16 protein-coding genes and 2 tRNA genes are annotated in these 18287 nt (G+C 44.3%); 9 read left to right on the forward strand and 9 right to left on the reverse strand.

The features are described 5' to 3' along the window. Window positions 1–120 precede the first annotated feature (120 nt). A complete protein-coding gene (locus tag ACTL4S_RS06915) occupies window positions 121–537 on the forward strand; it encodes a GGDEF domain-containing protein (protein ID WP_441299017.1) in 417 nt (138 codons plus the stop codon). A gap of 122 nt (window positions 538–659) precedes the next feature. Here ACTL4S_RS06915 and ACTL4S_RS06920 read toward each other — a convergent pair whose 3' ends face one another. The 4 genes from ACTL4S_RS06920 to tenA form a co-directional block, all read right to left on the reverse strand. After that, the gene (locus ACTL4S_RS06920; RefSeq protein WP_431437429.1) at window positions 660–1514 is read right to left on the reverse strand and encodes an AbiJ-NTD4 domain-containing protein; all 855 of its coding nucleotides are present in this window, start codon (window positions 1512–1514) and stop codon (window positions 660–662) included. 117 nt (window positions 1515–1631) lie between these two features. Further along, the gene (gene uvrA, locus ACTL4S_RS06925; RefSeq protein WP_441299018.1) at window positions 1632–4463 is read right to left on the reverse strand and encodes an excinuclease ABC subunit UvrA; all 2832 of its coding nucleotides are present in this window, start codon (window positions 4461–4463) and stop codon (window positions 1632–1634) included. Window positions 4464–4644: 181 nt separating this feature from the next. Continuing rightward, window positions 4645–5013, reverse strand: coding sequence for a hypothetical protein (locus ACTL4S_RS06930; RefSeq protein ID WP_441299019.1), 369 nt, complete (start codon window positions 5011–5013; stop codon window positions 4645–4647). 223 nt (window positions 5014–5236) lie between these two features. Then, the gene (gene tenA / locus ACTL4S_RS06935; RefSeq protein ID WP_441299020.1) at window positions 5237–5908 is read right to left on the reverse strand and encodes a thiaminase II; all 672 of its coding nucleotides are present in this window, start codon (window positions 5906–5908) and stop codon (window positions 5237–5239) included. A gap of 222 nt (window positions 5909–6130) precedes the next feature. Between tenA and ACTL4S_RS06940 the strand changes: the two genes are divergently transcribed. From ACTL4S_RS06940 to ahpC, 4 genes are all read left to right on the forward strand, one after another. Beyond that, the gene (locus tag ACTL4S_RS06940) at window positions 6131–7219 is read left to right on the forward strand and encodes a DUF475 domain-containing protein (protein WP_311204035.1); all 1089 of its coding nucleotides are present in this window, start codon (window positions 6131–6133) and stop codon (window positions 7217–7219) included. 153 nt (window positions 7220–7372) lie between these two features. After that, the gene (locus ACTL4S_RS06945; protein WP_180087131.1) at window positions 7373–8737 is read left to right on the forward strand and encodes an MFS transporter; all 1365 of its coding nucleotides are present in this window, start codon (window positions 7373–7375) and stop codon (window positions 8735–8737) included. A 51-nt stretch (window positions 8738–8788) separates the two neighbouring features. Further along, entirely contained in the window at window positions 8789–9376 is a 588-nt protein-coding gene (gene ssb / locus ACTL4S_RS06950; RefSeq protein WP_005245776.1) for a single-stranded DNA-binding protein, read from the forward strand. 311 nt (window positions 9377–9687) lie between these two features. After that, entirely contained in the window at window positions 9688–10251 is a 564-nt protein-coding gene (gene ahpC, locus ACTL4S_RS06955; protein ID WP_005105379.1) for an alkyl hydroperoxide reductase subunit C, read from the forward strand. A 331-nt stretch (window positions 10252–10582) separates the two neighbouring features. Here the strand turns inward: ahpC and ACTL4S_RS06960 are convergent, their stop codons facing one another. Then, entirely contained in the window at window positions 10583–10840 is a 258-nt protein-coding gene (locus tag ACTL4S_RS06960; RefSeq protein WP_143115410.1) for a hypothetical protein, read from the reverse strand. A 32-nt stretch (window positions 10841–10872) separates the two neighbouring features. On the opposite strand from ACTL4S_RS06960, the gene ACTL4S_RS06965 reads away from it, so the two are divergent. Together ACTL4S_RS06965 and ACTL4S_RS06970 are read left to right on the forward strand one after the other, a co-directional pair. Beyond that, complete coding sequence (locus ACTL4S_RS06965) at window positions 10873–12180, forward strand: FAD-dependent oxidoreductase (protein WP_441299021.1); 1308 nt, start codon at window positions 10873–10875, stop codon at window positions 12178–12180. Window positions 12181–12183: 3 nt separating this feature from the next. Next, window positions 12184–13032, forward strand: a complete 849-nt coding sequence (locus ACTL4S_RS06970) for an SAM-dependent methyltransferase (protein WP_005108114.1) — start codon at window positions 12184–12186, stop codon at window positions 13030–13032. A gap of 76 nt (window positions 13033–13108) precedes the next feature. On the opposite strand, the gene ACTL4S_RS06975 is transcribed toward ACTL4S_RS06970, so the two are convergent. The 3 genes from ACTL4S_RS06975 to ACTL4S_RS06985 all read right to left on the reverse strand — a co-directional run bounded on the left by ACTL4S_RS06975 (window position 13109) and on the right by ACTL4S_RS06985 (window position 14164). Continuing rightward, window positions 13109–13184 (reverse strand) — tRNA-Thr (locus ACTL4S_RS06975). A gap of 204 nt (window positions 13185–13388) precedes the next feature. Next, window positions 13389–13616 carry a hypothetical protein gene (locus tag ACTL4S_RS06980; protein ID WP_004647282.1) on the reverse strand — a complete coding sequence of 76 codons (228 nt, stop codon included), beginning with the start codon at window positions 13614–13616 and terminating at the stop codon, window positions 13389–13391. A gap of 457 nt (window positions 13617–14073) precedes the next feature. Beyond that, a tRNA-Ser gene (locus tag ACTL4S_RS06985) sits at window positions 14074–14164 on the reverse strand. 122 nt (window positions 14165–14286) lie between these two features. Here ACTL4S_RS06985 and ACTL4S_RS06990 point away from each other — a divergent pair. Continuing rightward, entirely contained in the window at window positions 14287–16167 is a 1881-nt protein-coding gene (locus ACTL4S_RS06990) for a potassium transporter Kup (RefSeq protein ID WP_441299022.1), read from the forward strand. A gap of 81 nt (window positions 16168–16248) precedes the next feature. On the opposite strand, the gene ACTL4S_RS06995 is transcribed toward ACTL4S_RS06990, so the two are convergent. After that, entirely contained in the window at window positions 16249–16902 is a 654-nt protein-coding gene (locus ACTL4S_RS06995) for a hypothetical protein (protein WP_441299023.1), read from the reverse strand. 264 nt (window positions 16903–17166) lie between these two features. On the opposite strand from ACTL4S_RS06995, the gene ACTL4S_RS07000 reads away from it, so the two are divergent. Further along, window positions 17167–18249 (forward strand): DNA/RNA non-specific endonuclease, encoded by a 1083-nt coding sequence (locus tag ACTL4S_RS07000; protein ID WP_004278667.1) that lies wholly within the window; start codon window positions 17167–17169, stop codon window positions 18247–18249. Window positions 18250–18287 lie beyond the last annotated feature (38 nt).

Consider the following 18287-nt stretch of genomic DNA (forward strand, 5'->3'; position numbering starts at 1 on the left):
CAGCGTTTAATTGGTTTTGGGAAAAAAGAAGAGTTTAAGGAAATTTTGGCAATTTTAAGAAAGCAGAATCCTGATAGGATAAGGGTTCTGTGAAATTTGTCGTGTACAGAGATTCGTTTTATGGAAAATCAGCCGGGTCAATTGAGCCAAACCTGTTTGATGATTATTGATATTGATCATTTTAAACAGGTGAATGATCAATATGGGCATATTATTGGCGATCAGGTGATTCAGCTGGTGGCCGAGCGTTTAAAGGCCAATGTCCGTGCTACAGATTTGCTGGTCCGTTATGGGGGCGATGAATTTCTGGTGCTGATTGAAAATATCCAGATGCAGCAGGCATTGATTGTGGCCGATAACATTCGGGCTGAAGTGGCTGAGCGTCATATTGTGACTGCAGCAGGAGACGAGATTCAGATTTCGGTCAGTATTGGGGTTGCCATTGGTGCCGTGTCCTGGATGGCTTTATTGTCAAATGCAGATGATGCTTTGTTTGCAGCAAAGGCCAAAGGACGTAATGCGGTGGCAGAGGTTTAGTTCAAAAGACTGTTTTCTCTACTTTTGAACTGCACAAAAGTAGCAAAATGCATTTGTTCGACTGATGCTAAGTCCCTTTAGCACAGTCGAACGGGCGACATCCATGTCGCCAGTCATGTGATCTAATTTGGATGATCTCTGGTTTTGTCGATCAGATAGTTAATAAAATTTGTGCAGGCAACAAGCATAAATTTTGCATCGATATAAGAAAGATTTGATTCGTCTAACATTGCATGGCGAATACCATCTGCATCGGATGTATAACCATATAAAGATTTAATACTGGCTTTTAATGCAGGATGTATTGGATATTGTTTTTCAATTTGACCAATTGCATCACCTAAAGTTACTTTGTCCTTCTTTAATATTTTTTGACACATACCTTCTAATGCCGAAACAGATTCTTTAATCGAATTTCGATAGTCAGGCTTTTGACGATCTGACATCAGTTTTAAAGCTTGATTTAAATGTTGTTGAACACCTAAATATTGATTTGTATTTTCTAAAGCAGTTTCGATGGATTGAATTTCTTGTTCGGAAGTTATTGGAATGATTTCGTCATTTATAATTCGGTAAGCACTATTTTCACGCTCTAGCATATTGTTGATATTAGTTATAAATGAATCTTTATTACTTACTCTTTGATAGGGGTAGTGCTTAATTGTTTCTTCAATCAAGCTATAAATTTCGTGCCATGCACAATTAAAAAAGTAATCTCTAATTATTTTTAAAGAATCAGATGTCCATTGAGGGATGGTATCTGTAGGGTTTTTAAAAAGATTAAGCCAATAAGATTCTACTAACGAGTATATATTTGAATTACGGGTAAAAGAGCTTTGATTATGTCCATGTTCAATCCGATTCCAAATATAGCTATGAAAAACACTCCACAAACCATTTTTTAAAGCATCATCTATACTTTCTTTTTGAATAATGTCACGTACGGGCTTATAACCATATCTTTCAGAAAATCGCATTTTGTTCCCCCTCAAACAAATTTAAGAATAGATTTATTTTTTTAATCCACCTTAACCCTCCTTTGCGAAAGGAGGGAATGCCCCCTCTTTATCAAAGAGGAGGCTAGGAGGAGATTTTTATTTCAACAACGGCTTCAAGAATTTACCCGTATGTGAAGCTTTGACTTTCACGACCTGTTCAGGCGTACCTTCCGCAACAATCATACCACCACCCGAACCACCTTCAGGGCCTAAATCCACCACCCAGTCGGCAGTTTTAATTACGTCCAGATTATGCTCAATCACCACGATGGTATTACCCTTGTCACGGAGCTGATGCAGGATATCCAGCAGTTTGGCAATATCATGGAAATGCAGACCCGTGGTCGGTTCATCCAGAATATATAGGGTTTGACCAGTATCGCGTTTGGCCAGTTCACGTGCCAGTTTGACACGCTGTGCTTCACCACCAGAAAGAGTGGTCGCAGACTGACCCAGACGTATATAGCCCAAACCGACCTGATGTAATGTTTCCAGACGACGGTGAATCACCGGAATCGCATCGAAGAAATGCATGGCATCTTCAACGGTCATCTGCAAGACATCGGAAATATTCTTGCCCTTATAGTTTACTTCCAGCGTTTCACGATTATAGCGTTTGCCATGACAGGCATCACATGGCACATACATATCCGGTAGGAAGTGCATCGCTACCTTGATCATGCCGTCACCTTCACAGGCTTCACAGCGGCCACCTTTCACGTTAAACGAGAAACGACCGGCAGCATAACCGCGTGCCTTGGCTTCTTGCGTCTGTGAAAACAGTTCACGAATCGGGGTAAATAGGCCGGTATAAGTCGCCGGATTGGAACGCGGGGTACGTCCAATCGGACTCTGGTCAATATCCACCACTTTGTCGAGGAACTGTAAACCATCAATCGATTCAAACTTTTCCGAAGTTAAAGTGGTGGCACCATTGAGCTGGGTCGCCGCCAAAGGTAACAAAGTCCGGTTAATCAAGGTCGATTTACCTGAACCGGACACCCCGGTAACACAGGTCATAATACCTAAAGGAATGGTCAGATCGACTTTTTTCAGGTTATGCCCGGATGCTCCCATTAGCTTGATCTGTTCTTTAGGCTTAGGCGGTTGAATCCGTTTTTTCGGCACTTCAATTTTTAATTTTCCGGATAAATATTTTCCGGTCAGCGAGTCCGGATTGGCCAGAATTTCATCATACGTTCCTTCGGCAATCACATGCCCACCATGCACACCGGCACCCGGACCGATATCAATAATATGATCGGCGGCACGAATCGCATCTTCATCATGCTCGACCACCAGCACGGTATTGCCCAGATCACGCAGACGGATCAGGGTGTGCAGCAGACGGTCGTTATCACGCTGATGCAGACCAATTGACGGCTCATCCAGCACATACATGACGCCCATCAAACCGGCACCGATCTGTGATGCCAGACGGATTCGCTGCGCTTCACCACCAGATAAAGTTTCGGCAGAACGGGACAGGCTGAGATAATTCAGGCCGACCGAAACCAGAAAGTGCAGACGTTCACGGATTTCCTTGAAAATCTTGTCGGCAATTTCTCCACGGGCACCTTCCAGATGAATGTCTTGATAATAGCTTTCAGCATCGCCAATCGACATACGGGTAATATCGGCAATGGTCTTGTCCAGAATTTTCACATTACGCGAAATTTCATTTAGACGTGAACCATCACAGGCATCACAGGCAGCATTGGATAAATATTGCGCCAGATCATCACGGACATAATTACTTTCAGTTTCACGATAACGGCGTTCCAGATGCGGCAAAATTCCTTCAAAAGGAATGACCCGATTATGGCGACGACCACGCTCATCGATATAGCTCAGATCAATTTTTTCTTTGCCGGTGCCGTACAGAAATTTTTTCTTGGTATCGGCATCCAGTTCATTCCACGGCGTTTCTAGCGAAAAACCAAAATGCTCGGCGACTTTCTGGATCATGCTGTAATAGTAAGGACGCTGACGGTCCCAGCCACGAATCGCGCCTTGGCTAACGCTGACTTCAGGATTGGGAATCAGTTTGTCGGCACTGAAATGGCTGCGGGTCCCTAGACCATCACAGACCGGACAGGCACCAAAAGGATTGTTGAATGAAAACAGGCGTGGTTCCAGTTCAGCCACTGCACGGTCACATTCCGGGCAGGAGTGTTTGGCTGAAAACACACGATCGTTATGCTCGCCCTTCATCCAGGATAAAATCGCGATATCACCACCGAGACGTAGCGCGGTTTCAAAACTTTCTGCAATACGGTTACCCAGATCATCACGAACCTTAAAGCGGTCGACCACCACTTCAATGGTATGTTTTTTCTTTTTATCCAGCTCAGGTGGTGGATCAATTTCCATGATCTCGCCATCCACTCGGGCGCGGACAAAACCCTGACTTTGTAGCTGTTCAAACAGCGCTGTATATTCGCCCTTACGTTCGCGCACGACCGGTGCTAACAATAACAGCGCAGTGCCTTCTTCCAGTGCTTTGACTGCATCAACCATTTCAGTGACTGTTTGTGCCACCATCGGCAGGTCATGTTCAGGACAGAACGGTGTACCGACACGCGCATACAGTAGACGTAAATAGTCATAAATTTCGGTAATGGTTCCCACGGTAGAACGTGGGTTATGGCTGGTAGATTTCTGCTCGATGGCGATGGCTGGACTCAAGCCCTCAATCGAATCCACTTCCGGTTTTTCCATCTGGGAAAGGAACTGGCGGGCATAGGCAGACAGCGATTCCACATAACGGCGCTGACCTTCGGCATATAAGGTATCAAAGGCAAGCGAGGACTTACCTGAACCAGACAGTCCCGTAATCACCACAAACTTGTCGCGTGGTATATCAAGGTTCACATTTTTCAGGTTATGGGTACGTGCGCCTCGAATACGGATGTGGCTTTGGCTCATGCAAGGATCCTAGAATATTCATCAAAAACCCTTATATGATACCGGATGAAAAATGTTCAAGTGCAAATAAAAGTATTTTAAACGTCAAGTTATGTCGGTGATTGGTCAATTCATCACAACATTAACAAACGCAGTAGTCGATTGTCTAAATATTCACAATGATCATGTACAAGGCTAATAGCTAATAAGCCATTGCATAGTGGCGTTCAAAGATAGATTCAATCTCTTCAAAGCAGCGGTCACGTGGCACATCATGATGCAGACGTGCATAAAAATTCACTTCATTTTCCAGAATATGCAAAAAATCCTCATAGTCTTTTTGGAAAAAATCCAGGTCGAGCAAATCGTTACGTCGCGCCTGATGACAGCGATACTTTTCAATAAATTTCAGCAGATGTTTCTGGATATGCGTGTTGGTATGGTAAATCAGATAAGTCGCTGCCGAGCTACAATCTGGACAGCCTTGTTCCAAATAGATTTCTTCATTATTGAGCCAGCAACATTGCAGGGTAAAAAATGCCCGAATCGCTTCGGTGCCTAAAGTGTCCATATCGTCTGCCTCTTTCCGGGATTGATTTCTTTAATTGGTAATTATTCTCAATTATTGTGCGGCAATTTTGGGCTTATAGCTAGGTCTAGCGTAGTGGCCCGTTCTATCCTTGTTTTTTTCAGACTAAGCCGTTTTTATGATCGGTTTATGACAGTAGAAATTTTTTTAAACGGCTATAACCAAAAAGCCCTGTCTTAAACAGGGCTTTTTTTATTCGTCCGTCTTATTCATCCAGACCAGGCCACTGGCGTTGCTCAAAGGCACTGTCCCAGAACAACCATTCCAGACGGGCAGCATGGGTATAAGCTGCATGCATTTTTTCTAGTGTATCGGCATCGACACGTGCCGCAACACGGTCAACGGTCGCAATCACATTCCGCACCGCAGTGTGGAATTCTTCTCCTGAATAGGTGTTCACCCAAGCCTGATACGGATTATTCAGCGCAGAGTTGTCGACAATATCTTTACCAACTTCGGCATAAATCCAGAAACAAGGCAGCAACGAGGCTAGCACCACCGGGTAGCTTTCTGACCAGGCGGTCGAAGTCAGATAAGAAGTATAGTGATGACATGCCAGCGTCAACGGTGTCTGCTCAAATTGCTCTTTGCTAATGCCAAAATCTTGCATAAAGCCATCATGCAGGCTACGTTCCACCACAATCGCAATTTTGGCTGCCTCGGCAAACTGGATTACATCGTCCGCTTCAAAAGCTTTGGCGGCACACACGGCCAGTGCACGGCCATAGGCCAGTAAATAATGCGCATCCTGAATCACATAATGACTAAAGGCTTCACGGCTTAAAGTACCTTGTGCCAGTTGCTGATTAAAGGGCAGGGCCAGGGTCTTCTGATAAAGTGTGAGATTACGTTGCCATACCTCTTGTGAAAAACTCATGCTGAAAATCCTTCGCAGTTCAAGTTAAACCATGCGGCACTATAGCAAAGATCGGGCTGTTTAAAAGATCGGCAAATTTTAAAAACAGAAAATAAGATAAAACGGCTCAGGAAGTGCTTTGGTTTATGCGCTAAAAGTTTCATAATTAGCTTAACTTTTCCTATTCGTATTGCTGCTCTTTCGCAGCCATACATTTATTTAATTTATCCAAGGTCGTTGTGTATGTTGAAACATTTTGGTTTCTCGATTGCATTTTCGATCGTGTGTCTTGGTTTGTCTGCGTATTGGGGTTATACCCATGGTCCTGACGCAGGCCTGCAAACCATGCTCACAGCGCTAACCATCACCGCTATTTTAGCGATTATGGAAGTGTCGTTGTCCTTTGATAACGCGGTTGTTAATGCCTCAGTCCTACGGGGTTGGGATCATTTTTGGAAAATGCTGTTCCTGACAGTCGGTATTCTGATTGCAGTTTTCGGGATGCGTTTGATCTTCCCAGTGGTCATTGTTGCAGTGACTGCAGACCTGGGCTTTATGGAAGTGGTACGTCTGGCCCTGAATGATCCGAAAGAATATTCAGCACGTTTAATGGCACATCATCCTGAGATTGCTGCTTTTGGTGGTGCTTTCCTGTTGATGGTATTCCTGAACTTCTTCCTGGATGAAGAAAAGGATACCCACTGGTTCAGACGAGTAGAACGCCGTTTATCCAACCTGGCCAGTGTTCCGGCGATGTCGGTCTTTATTGCACTGGTGGCCTTGTTAATCATGGCAGCCAATGTCGATGAAGCCAAGCGTCTGGTCGTGACCATGGCCGGAATCTGGGGTATTGTGATTTATATCGGGGTGCAGGTGCTGAGTCATATGCTCGGTGGTGAACCTGAAGTGGATGAAAATGGCAATGCAGTTCGTCATGATGAAAATGGCGTACCGACGGGTGTAGTGAAAGCCGGTATTGGTGGTTTCCTCTATCTAGAAGTCCTGGATGCCTCTTTCAGTTTTGATGGCGTGATCGGTGCCTTTGCGATTACCTCAGACGTGGTCATCATCATGCTGGGTCTGGCAATTGGTGCGATCTTTGTCCGTTCAATGACGATTTATCTGGTTGAGCAGGGCACATTGGATGCCTATATCTACCTGGAACATGGTGCGCATTATGCCATCGGTGCACTGGCTTTCATTATGATTGCCAGCGGAACCGGTCTGCATGTACCAGAAGTGGTGACCGGTCTGATCGGTGTGGCTTTTATTGTCTGGGCAGTATTCGCCTCGATTCAGTACAAGAAACGTCAGGCAGCTTTAGACAAATAAAGCACTGTCCCTGAATGAAAGCGTAGCTCCGGCTGCGCTTTTTTTGTTTTTAGATTGGCATCATCTTTATTTCAAATAAAATTCATGTCTTATTAATGAGCTGAATGTCCTATAATCTGGGCTCCAGATTAATTAACCCAATCGCCATAATTTATGATGAATGCTTTAGAACGTCGTTCAACCTTTGCCCTGAGCAGTATTTTTGCACTGCGCATGCTGGGGTTGTTTATGATTATCCCGGTGTTTTCTGTGGCAGGGCAGGCATATCAATATGCGACGCCTGCACTGATCGGTTTGGCGGTCGGGGTCTATGGTCTGACCCAGGCACTGTTACAGATTCCATTCAGCCTGATTGCGGATCGTTACAGCCGTAAGCCACTGGTGGTTTTAGGGCTGCTATTATTTGCGCTGGGCGGTGCGATTGCGGCCATGTCGGACACCATTTATGGCGTGATTATCGGCCGTGCAATCGCTGGCGGTGGTGCGGTATCGGCTGTGGTGATGGCACTGCTGGCAGATGTCACCCGTGAAGAAAACCGTATGAAAGCCATGGCAATGATGGGCATGAGTATCGGCCTGTCCTTTGTGGTGGCCTTTAGTCTGGGGCCTTGGCTAACGGGTCTGGTGGGCATCTCTGGGTTGTTCTGGGTCACCACGGTGATGGGCCTGGCGGCGATTGCCATGCTGTTGATGGTGCCGAAAGTCACGCGGCATCATAAAAACTTTCAGCAGGGCTATCTGGCACAGTTGAAACAGGTAATCAAAATCGGGGATCTGAATCGTCTGCATGTGTCGGTCTTTACCCTGCATTTATTGCTCACCGCCATGTTTATCTATGTGCCTTCACAGCTGATCGAATTTGCTGATCTGCCACTTTCCAGTCATGGCTGGGTATATTTGCCGCTGTTGGTACTGAGCCTGTTTTTTGCTTTTCCGAGTATTATCCTGGCAGAAAAATACCACAAAATGCGGGCGATTTTTCTGGTGGCCATTACCGGTATTATTCTGGGTTTAATGGTGATGGCATTTGGTTTTGAATCCAAATATGTCTTGCTGATTGGTTTAGGGTTGTTCTTCATTGCTTTTAATGTGATGGAAGCCCTGTTGCCGTCTTGGTTGTCGAAAGCGGCACCGATCCAGTCCAAAGCGACGGCAATGGGCGTGAATGCCAGCAGCCAGTTTTTAGGGGCTTTCTTTGGCGGTATGATTGGCGGACAATTATTACTGCTGAACAATACCTCGATGGGCTGGAGTATCCTGACAGGGATCGCGATGGTTTGGCTACTGATGAGTTTTGGGCTGGCTCAGCCACGCTATCTGTCATCGCTGGTGTTGCGTTTGCCGGAAAGCAGACAAACTGACGAATGGACTTCTCAGCTTTTGGCGATTCGTGGTATTGAAGAGGTCGTGGTGATGTCTGAACAGCAAGTTGCCTATGTAAAAGTCGATAAACAGCAGATTGATGATGCTTCGCGACAACAATTAACGCACTTGTTGGGTAAAGAGGTAGCCATTTAAGCATAACTCTTATAAAGTAAAATACAGAAATATATAGGAAGTAAACGGCAAATGCGTGGTGTAAATAAAGTTATTTTAGTGGGTACTTTGGGTAAAGATCCGGAAACCAAAACTTTTGCAAATGGTGGCTCTCTCACTCAATTCTCGATCGCAACCAGCGATTCGTGGACAGATAAAAGTACCGGTGAACGTAAAGAACAAACGGAATGGCACCGTATCGTGTTGCATAACCGTTTAGGTGAAATTGCACAGCAATATCTTCGTAAAGGCTCAAAAGTATATATTGAAGGTTCATTACGTACCCGTCAGTGGACTGACCAGAATGGTCAGGAGCGCTATACGACGGAAATTCGTGGTGAACAAATGCAGATGTTAGACTCTAGCCGTCCTCAAAATGATCAGGGCGAGAGCAGCTTTAACCAGCCACGCTTTAATAACAATAATCAGGCGAACAACAACCAGGGTGGTTATGGCAATAACCCGCAATCAGGTTATGGTTCAGCGCCACAGCAAGGCGGTTTTAGCAACAACCAGGGCGGCGGTTATGGCAACAATAATCCGAGTGGTTTTGCGCCAAAATCTGCACCTGCTCCAACAGCAGCACCTGCAGCAGATCTAGATGATGACCTTCCATTTTGATCTATTAGAACGGTAAATCATCATTAAAACCCACCTGAATGCGGTGGGTTTTTTATGTCTTGAAGATTGGTATTGAGTTTGCATAAAGCCCGACTTATTAGAAGAATCATAAGTGTTAAAGCATTATCTTGCTTTTGATCAGCACAACTCTGCATCGAGAAAATAAATGAGATTAACAATACTAATAGAAATTAATGATCTAAAAAAGCGATCATTTTTATAAAAACTTGCGGTTTTACCTATTTTGAAATTTTTCGTATTCTAGCTTCACAAGATAAGCAATCCCAGAAATAAGCCAGAGGAAATATCTCATGAGTTTAATCAATACTGAAATCAAATCATTCAATGCAACTGCTTACCACAATGGTCAGTTCATCGAAGTTTCTGAGCAAGACCTGAAAGGAAAATGGTCAGTGGTGTTTTTCTATCCTGCAGATTTCACCTTTGTTTGTCCAACTGAATTAGGCGATCTTGCTGATCAGTATGCTGAATTCCAGAAAATGGGTGTAGAAATCTATGGCGTGTCTACCGATACTCATTTCACCCATAAAGCTTGGCATGATACCTCTGACGTGATTGGTAAAATCCAGTATCCATTGATTGGTGATCCAACCTGGACTTTGTCTAAAAACTTCGAAGTATTGATTGAAGCTGAAGGTCTGGCAGATCGTGGTACTTTCGTGATTGATCCAGAAGGTAAAATCCAGATCATTGAAATCAACGCGGGTGGTATTGGCCGTGATGCACAAGAGCTTCTTCGTAAAGTGAAAGCTGCACAATATGTACATGCGCACCCAGGTGAAGTTTGTCCAGCAAAATGGAAAGAAGGCGAGGCTACACTAGCGCCGTCAATCGACCTGGTGGGTAAAATCTAATTCAAACCTAGTTCTTTGAAGCAAAAAATCCAGCATAAGTTGCTGGATTTTTTATTTTTTTAGTTTAGAGATTTATGAATTCTAGACAAAAAAATCATGCCATTTGATTTCTATTTGAGAACAACATGAGGATTGAGGAATTGCACTCTATGCTTTTTAAGCGGCTTATGAGAGGCAATAAAGTAAGCTCAATACCATGCTGCATGATCAACCAGGCCTGAAAACAAAGAAGCCTCTGCTTTCGCAGAGGCTTTTATTTTATAAGGCGCTGTAGTTTCTTGTCGTTTTAAACAATTTTCGCATAAACGCATCTGAATGGAACCGGATGAATTTATGGTTTTCTTATGCTGCGAATCATAGGTATTTTAAAAGTTTTTGTCAACCAAGGATTATAAAAATGGTTAATTAAATTATTTGTTTTTAAAGTAATTTTTTTATCTTTTAAATAAAAATATAAATAAAATCCTATATTTGATGGAATTTTAACTGCTGCAAAAAAATGAATAAAAAGCAGGTGAAATTGAACAAAAAGGCCTTTACGAAAAATATATATTCTGGAAGATTTTAATAACCTGTTTGATTGGCGCATGGTACATAATTTCTGTAGTTTTTCAATGACGGATGATCAGTTTGGATATCGCAGTAATTGGTAGTGGCATGGCCGGACTGGCTACAGCCAGAATTCTCCAGGACGCAGGGCATCACATCACGATTTTTGAAGCACTTCCAGGTCGCGGCATGGACAGTCATAGCCTTGAATTTGAAGGGGGCCTGATTGACGCACCTTTACGTGTGATGAACCCCTATCTGTGGAAAAACACCCTGAGTCTAGCCACACATCTGGGCATTAAAACTTATCCGGTGCGGACCTATATGGCCTGCAGCTGGTTATTTGAAGATAAAACTGAAACCTGGCTGACCACATCGCGTAGCCGAATTGGCAATATCCCGATCATCAATAACCGGAAAGGCCTGCAACAATATGGCTGGCGTCTGGTCAAAGGCCTGTTGCAGTTAAAAGTTGCATTGACCAAATTCTTTAAATCGAAAAATCAGGACATCAGCCTGGCAGAATTTATCAATCGTAACGAGATTGAAGAAGTGTTCTGGCACGGTGCGGTGATGCCGGTGCTATATACCATCTGTACCTGCAATCCGAAAACCATTGGTGAATGGCCAGCTAAACCGTTGTTAATTTTTCTGCGTCAATTAACCGATGGCGATGCGTTACTGCGTCTGCAAGGCGGTACACCAGCGTTGGTCGATAAGCTGATTGAAGGCATTCAAATTGAAGACGGTTCAGCAATTACACTGGTACAAGAGCAGGGCGATCAGGTCAAAGTTGAAAATGCGGCCGGTTATTCAAAACTGTTTGACCGGGTGATTGTCGCGACACCGACCACCAAAATTGAGGAGTTCCTGGATCCGGTACAATTCGCCAGTGAAATTGAATTATTGAAGAAATTCAAATTCGAACAAGGCGAACTGGTGATGCATACCGATGCCAGCGTAATGCCGCCAAAACGTAAAGACTGGGCCGTACTCAGCTATATGATGGACCGTAAATTTACTCGTCAGCAATTTACCGTGTGGCTTAACTCGATTGAACCTTCTCTGGTCGGCAAGTCGGCCGTATTTCAGACCTGGCGTCCGGTAACCGAGATTGATCCGAAAAAAGTGATCAAATCGGTGATGCTAACGCGTGCAGTGGTCGATGCCAATACCGTGGCACTGAATAAGGAATTGCAGCAACGTCATCTGGATGCCAATCGTAAAGTCTTCTTCTGCGGTTCATGGTCATGTGACGGTTTGCCAATTCTGGAATCGGCAGTGACCTCAGCGATGAAAATTGCGGAAATTTTTGGTGCACCTTTACCATTTCAGGGTTTAAAACCTGTGGTCGAGGTTGCACCGCAACTGGGTTATTAATCCATGCAATGGCTTCAGGCACTGCGTCAGCGTCTTCCCCAGCACAAGTATGCGATTGATGCCGCTGTGTTGGGCGATCACGCGCAATTGCCCTGGAGCAATTTAGGGTATTGGCAAGCAGGTCAGCAGGATTATGCGGCTGCCTGTCGTATGCTGGCCGATCACCTTGCGCAAACTGTAAATTTAAATTCAAAAGATAAACTGCTGGATTTAGGCTGCGGTCAGGGCGCCAGCTTGCTGCACTGGCAGCAACATTATCAGGTGCAATATCTGGCCGGGGTTGAGCTGCAGGCTGCCTGTGTGGCCAATATTCAGCAATATTTACCAGAACTGAATGCCATTTATCAGGCGTCATTTTTGCGTTTAAAAGAATTGCCATTTTCCCAGCGTTTTGATGTGGTGTTGTGCCTGGATGCGGCTTATCACAGCCCTGTGCCTGTATTCTTGGAGCAGGTCCGCAGTGTTTTAAATTCAAATGCGCGGATTGGTTTTCATCATCTGGTTTTGTCCGAGCGTTGGGAAAATTTAAATGCATTACAACGGCGTAAATATCAGTTTTTATTGAAATCTGCTGATGTGAATTTAAAAGATTTAATGACAGTGGGTGCATTATATGCCTGTCTGGATCGTTTTGAATTTAAAAATATCCAGATTCAGGATCTGTCCGAGCCGGTATTTTCCGGCTTTGCGGATTACGTGCAAAAAACTTTGAATTCAAAAGCATCAGATGATCAGGCTCAAGGTTCAAAACTGGATCATTTTAAAATTCAGATGACAGCGAAACTATGCCGAAAATTATATCAGGAAGGGATTGTGAGATATGTGCAAGTGACGGCACAATCGAAGCACTAGAAAGTGCAAGAAGACTCAGCTGAAAATACCAAAACCCAGAAACATCAAAGCCTCACTAAAAAGCGAGGCTAAGATATGGTGCCGGCACACGGATTCGAACTGTGGACCTACTGATTACAAGTCAGTTGCTCTACCAACTGAGCTATGCCGGCATGGTGGAGTGCATTTTACAGATTTTTTTTGGCCACGCAAGCCAAAAAATAACCGTTCAATCAGTTTCGGCAGGATTTGTTTATTTTGACCGGATGGATGAAAAGTTCTGTTTTTGATTATGTGCAAAGAAATGGCCCATATGTGCAGATATGGGCGAGGGTGAAAGCATAGGATTTGCTATGGATATGAGTCAGTTATACGGTTTATCTGTTTTTTAGGATGCGATCTAATTCTTGTGCACATTCCTCTAAAGTAAAGGCCATATCAAACTGCATTTGAGGTTTGAGTTCTTGAGCGAGGCTTCTCCATTGTTCGATGAGTCTCAATGCTTTTTGAATTTTATGTTTATTGATGTCCTTGGCAATGGTCGGGGTATAACCGCCACGTTTTGCATTTTTAATCTGTTTGGCATAGTTTGCGCTGTTATTCATGTTCGCTCTCCGAATAGCAGTGTATCTATTTTTTACTTCAAATTTGAATGGCCCGGTTCACTTGGTTATTTCTTTCTATCCTGTGGTTTTTATTCTCCTTTTAGTTGATTTATAAGCAACATAACATAGCTTTGATGACAATAAAATTAAGCTATTTCTGTGCCAGTTTTTTTGTTTGAACATATAAATAAAAACCTGAAATGAATGGCGTACAGAAACTGCACAATTCATCAGTTTTCTGGCTGATGAAAAATGAAGATTTTTAAAAATAGAATTGAGCGTAATTGTTGTGTTGCAAAAGATTTTTATGAACGAGGCTTGATATCAATTCAATGATTTGCATAAGGTGATTGATAATAATATTTTAAGATCTAAGCAGATAATTTTTTTGCTAATCAGATGATGGATAAAATTAAATATAAAAAACCCGAATCATGTGATTCGGGTTTTTAAATTCTGGCGGTGAGAGAGGGATTCGAACCCTCGAAACGCTATAAACGTTTACACACTTTCCAGGCGTGCTCCTTCAGCCACTCGGACACCTCACCATAGGCCGAGGATAATAGCGAAAAAAACCAGCTGTGCCAAGCTGAAACAATTGATTTGCAGAAAAACTTTTAATGCGGTGCTATGATTCGCAAAAATGCTTGTTAAAAAACGAAGACAATATATGCAAAGCACTGCACAAAAGGCAGCTCTCCCAGTGATTACACTGGCTGCGCTTGGGGTCGTTTTCGGAGATATTGGTACCAGTCCGCTCTATGCACTGCGCCAATGCTTCCTCACCGCACACCTCGCCATTAGCGAAGCTTCTGTACTCGGCATCCTGTCCCTGATTTTCTGGTGCATGATGCTTACCATCAGCTTTAAATACGTCATGGTGATCATGCGTGCCGATAACAACGGCGAAGGCGGGATCATGTCACTACTGGCATTAAACCTGCGTACCACACGAATCTCTGATCAAAAGAAAATATTCCTGATTGCTTTGGGCTTTGTCGGTGCATCACTATTTTTCGGTGACGGGATTATTACCCCGGCAATCTCCGTGCTCTCAGCCATTGAAGGCCTGAGTATTGCCACACCCATTTTCAATCAGTGGCTGGTGCCTTTATCCATCGGGATTTTGGCCGGGCTGTTTATGGTTCAGCGACACGGCACAGCCACGATGGGCAAGTTTTTTGGACCTTTAACCATGCTCTGGTTTTTGTCGATTGGCGGTTTTGGTTTGTGGAGCATCATCCAGACCCCGTTTGTACTCTGGATGGTGAATCCCTACTGGGCCTATCATTTTGTGGTCGATCAGCCCTATGTGGCTTTTCTGACCATGGGGGCGGTGATTCTGACCATGACCGGTGGTGAAGCGATTTATGCCGATATGGGGCATTTTGGCCGTCTGCCGATTCGTCTGGCCTGGTTCATTATTGTCTTGCCATGTTTATTACTGAATTATGCCGGGCAAGGCGCCTTGTTACTGCGTAGTCCTGAAGCACTGGCGAATCCTTTCTATATGCTGCTGCCCGACTGGGCTTTGTTCCCGATGATTGGACTGGCGACTGCGGCGGCGGTGATTGCCTCACAGGCGGTCATTACTGGCGTATTTTCTATGGTAAATCAGGCCATTCAACTGCGTTATTTACCGCGCCTGTCAGTCAAGCATACCTCTGCATTGGAACGCGGCCAGATTTATCTGCCTTTCATTAACTGGATGCTGTTTATCTCGGTGCTGATCCTGATTTTACTGTTTGAAAATAGTGCCAATCTGGCGAGTGCTTATGGCGTTGCGGTGACCATGACCATGCTCTGTGGCACCATTTTGATCTCGATTCTGGCTTATGGATTCTGGCGTTGGCCGGTCTGGAAAGTAGCTTTATTTGCTGTGCCATTCCTGGCACTGGATTTAGTCTTTGTGGCCTCAACGTCCTTGAAAATTGCTTCGGGTGGCTGGGTGCCGATTCTGATTGGCGCAGTACTGTTTACGATTCTCATGACCTGGAAAGATGGGCGTGCGTTGGTACTGAACCGGCTGGAACAGGATGCCTTGCCGATTGATCTGTTTATTAAAAGTATTTCGATGGGGGAAGGCACCAAGTTTGTGCCAGGCGATGCCATTTTCCTGACCGGTACACCAAATATTGTTCCGCATGCCATGTTGCATAATATTAAGCACAATAAGGTCTTGCATGAACGCAATATCATGCTGACAGTGATTACCCGGGATATTCCTTTTGTTGACAGGCAGGACCGGATTGAACTGGAAAAACTGAGTGAGCATTTTTACCGGGTGTTTATCTATTATGGTTTTAAGGATCAGCCGAATATTCCGGAAGCTTTACAACAGGCCTATGAGCAATGGGATTTTGAATATGACCTGATGCAGATCAGTTTCTTTATTTCACGTGAACGGATTATGCATACTGTGGGTGAGGGCATGGCACCGTGGCGGGAAAAGCTGTTTATTTCTATGCAGCGCAATACCAGTCCGGTCAGTGATTTCTATAAAATTCCACCCAACCGTGTGGTCGAGCTGGGCACCCAGATTCAGATGTAAATAAAATAAAAAGCATAAAAAAAAACCAGAGGCACACTCTGGTTTTTTTATGAGAGAAACAATAAATAAATGAGTTTCAGATTATTGTTCGAGTTCTACCGCAGCCGGCACTTCAGGTGCAGCATTCAAAGGTTCTTCCATCAGTACTGGCTCTGCATCAGATTGAGCTGCAATTTCAGTTTGTTCATTGCTCACATCTGCTTCAGTCACAGCCGCTTGTTGCTGTGCTTCAGGCATCGGTTGTTCTGAAGCAATAGCTGCTTGCTGTTGCTCTTCAGACATTGCTGGTACAGCTGATTGTTGTTCTTCCAGTGTTGGTTGTTGTTGAGGCGTCGTCATAGACGTGCTGGCTTCTACTTCTGATTCAGTGGCTGGTTCAACCAGATTGGCCGGCACCTCTGCTTCATTCATACCTGGTTCTGTGACAGGTGGTTGAGGAGAAACAGTACCTGAATTTGGTGCCTGAGTCATTGCTGGATCATTGGGCATTGGTGCCTGTGTGTTTGGCATGGCTGTTTGCGGTGCTGCTGCACGCGGATCGACCAGACGAATCTGACCAGAGTTCACCAAGCTTTCTAAAGAGGCTTCCTGACCATTCACCTTGGTACTAATTTTAGCTTTAGACAAGCTTTCAAGTGTTTCACCTGGTTGAACCGGTGGCTCAGCAAATGCAGCTACGCTGATCACACTTGTGAATAATCCTAAACCTAATGCTTTAGAGAGTTTGGAATTCATGATTGACACCATTGCTAATAATTGTACGAATTGAGATAGGCCGTTAGCTTTACACACTCAATCTACTGAGCCAAACAAAGCTACGCAAACACCGAGAAACCTCATTTAAAAAGAAATAAAATTAGACAGTTTGTTACAACTGCCCGGGATTTTGGATACTTATTGTTTATTTAGTAAACGAATGGTAGAGCCAAGATATACTTCACTTATACAGCTTGTTAAGCTCGGTCAAAATCTATATTGATCTAAAAAGTACGTGTAAGAATGGCCAAGAAGCAGCGTAAACCCAAGAACTCTTTTTTTCAGTTTTTAAATGATAATAGTATTAAAGTCATTCTGGGCGTGGTGGCTTCGAGCAGCTTCGCCATCGCTTTTGGTCAGGAAAAAATCAGTCAGTGGGTGTCACTATCCTCTTCCAGTGATTCTGCCTGTCTGAACCAGTTTTATCGTGATGTACCGCCATATTTGATGAAAGACAGCCTGAAAAAAGACAGCTATTCGCTGTGTTTTAATGGCTTTAATGTCGGTTATTCCGGGGTATCTAAAACGCCACTTTGGGTTGCAGAAGCCTTAACGCCAGCACGCTTAAGCCAGAAAATTCCCCGTGAAGATAATTTTCATGAAGAAGATCGGGTCAGTGCGAAGCATCGTGCCACATTGGCGGATTATCGTGGTTCAGGTTATGACCGCGGTCATATGGCGCCGAATGCGGATATGCCTAACAAGGCTGCGCAGTCTGACAGTTTTTCATTGGCCAATATGGTGCCGCAAGCGCCCAAGAATAATCAGCAAGTCTGGCGTGAGCTGGAAGAAGCCACTCGTGCCATTGTGACCAAGCAGAAACAGGATGTTTATGTGGTAACCGGGCCGGTCTTTGCCGGGAAGAAGCTGAAAACCATTGGCAATGGCGTGATTGTGCCAACCGCGGTCTATAAGGCGGTTTATATGCCGAAAACCGGTGCTATTGGTGCTTACTATGCACCGAATGACAATTCACTGAAAGTGCGTATTGTCAGTGTCTGCTATCTGGAAGAACAGCTTGGAATTAACCTGTTCCCGCAGCTTACCGAAGAACAGAAACGCAATACCTATAAGCTGCCACTGACTGGAAATGCCGTAAAAGCCAACCAGAAAATTGAATACTCTAATTGGGATGCAGAAAGCCAGTGTGCCGAAGAGGTTTCTGAAGAAAACCTGCAGGCATTACAACGCGAGTTTAAGTCTTCTGGTTCAGGCAGCTCGACCTCCTCAGCGACTGGTGGCGCGATAGACAACGCGACACAAGATGCCATCGTAAAACAGCTGATTGATGCCTTGTTGCAATATATTTTGCAGCTGTTGAAATAAGCTTGCTGAAAAAACCAGGATTCGGGTAGCATCGACAT

Source organism: Acinetobacter lwoffii (assembly GCF_052078135.1).
Taxonomy (GTDB): domain Bacteria; phylum Pseudomonadota; class Gammaproteobacteria; order Pseudomonadales; family Moraxellaceae; genus Acinetobacter; species Acinetobacter lwoffii_Z.

Coding starts and splice junctions, on each gene's coding strand:
- ACTL4S_RS06915 (WP_441299017.1), top strand. CDS start 121: ATGGAAAATCAGCCGGGTCAATTGAGCCAAACCTGTTTGATGATTATT.
- ACTL4S_RS06920 (WP_431437429.1), bottom strand. CDS start 1,514: ATGCGATTTTCTGAAAGATATGGTTATAAGCCCGTACGTGACATTATT.
- uvrA (WP_441299018.1), bottom strand. CDS start 4,463: ATGAGCCAAAGCCACATCCGTATTCGAGGCGCACGTACCCATAACCTG.
- ACTL4S_RS06930 (WP_441299019.1), bottom strand. CDS start 5,013: ATGGACACTTTAGGCACCGAAGCGATTCGGGCATTTTTTACCCTGCAA.
- tenA (WP_441299020.1), bottom strand. CDS start 5,908: ATGAGTTTTTCACAAGAGGTATGGCAACGTAATCTCACACTTTATCAG.
- ACTL4S_RS06940 (WP_311204035.1), top strand. CDS start 6,131: ATGTTGAAACATTTTGGTTTCTCGATTGCATTTTCGATCGTGTGTCTT.
- ACTL4S_RS06945 (WP_180087131.1), top strand. CDS start 7,373: ATGATGAATGCTTTAGAACGTCGTTCAACCTTTGCCCTGAGCAGTATT.
- ssb (WP_005245776.1), top strand. CDS start 8,789: ATGCGTGGTGTAAATAAAGTTATTTTAGTGGGTACTTTGGGTAAAGAT.
- ahpC (WP_005105379.1), top strand. CDS start 9,688: ATGAGTTTAATCAATACTGAAATCAAATCATTCAATGCAACTGCTTAC.
- ACTL4S_RS06960 (WP_143115410.1), bottom strand. CDS start 10,840: ATGCGCCAATCAAACAGGTTATTAAAATCTTCCAGAATATATATTTTT.
- ACTL4S_RS06965 (WP_441299021.1), top strand. CDS start 10,873: ATGATCAGTTTGGATATCGCAGTAATTGGTAGTGGCATGGCCGGACTG.
- ACTL4S_RS06970 (WP_005108114.1), top strand. CDS start 12,184: ATGCAATGGCTTCAGGCACTGCGTCAGCGTCTTCCCCAGCACAAGTAT.
- ACTL4S_RS06980 (WP_004647282.1), bottom strand. CDS start 13,616: ATGAATAACAGCGCAAACTATGCCAAACAGATTAAAAATGCAAAACGT.
- ACTL4S_RS06990 (WP_441299022.1), top strand. CDS start 14,287: ATGCAAAGCACTGCACAAAAGGCAGCTCTCCCAGTGATTACACTGGCT.
- ACTL4S_RS06995 (WP_441299023.1), bottom strand. CDS start 16,902: ATGAATTCCAAACTCTCTAAAGCATTAGGTTTAGGATTATTCACAAGT.
- ACTL4S_RS07000 (WP_004278667.1), top strand. CDS start 17,167: ATGGCCAAGAAGCAGCGTAAACCCAAGAACTCTTTTTTTCAGTTTTTA.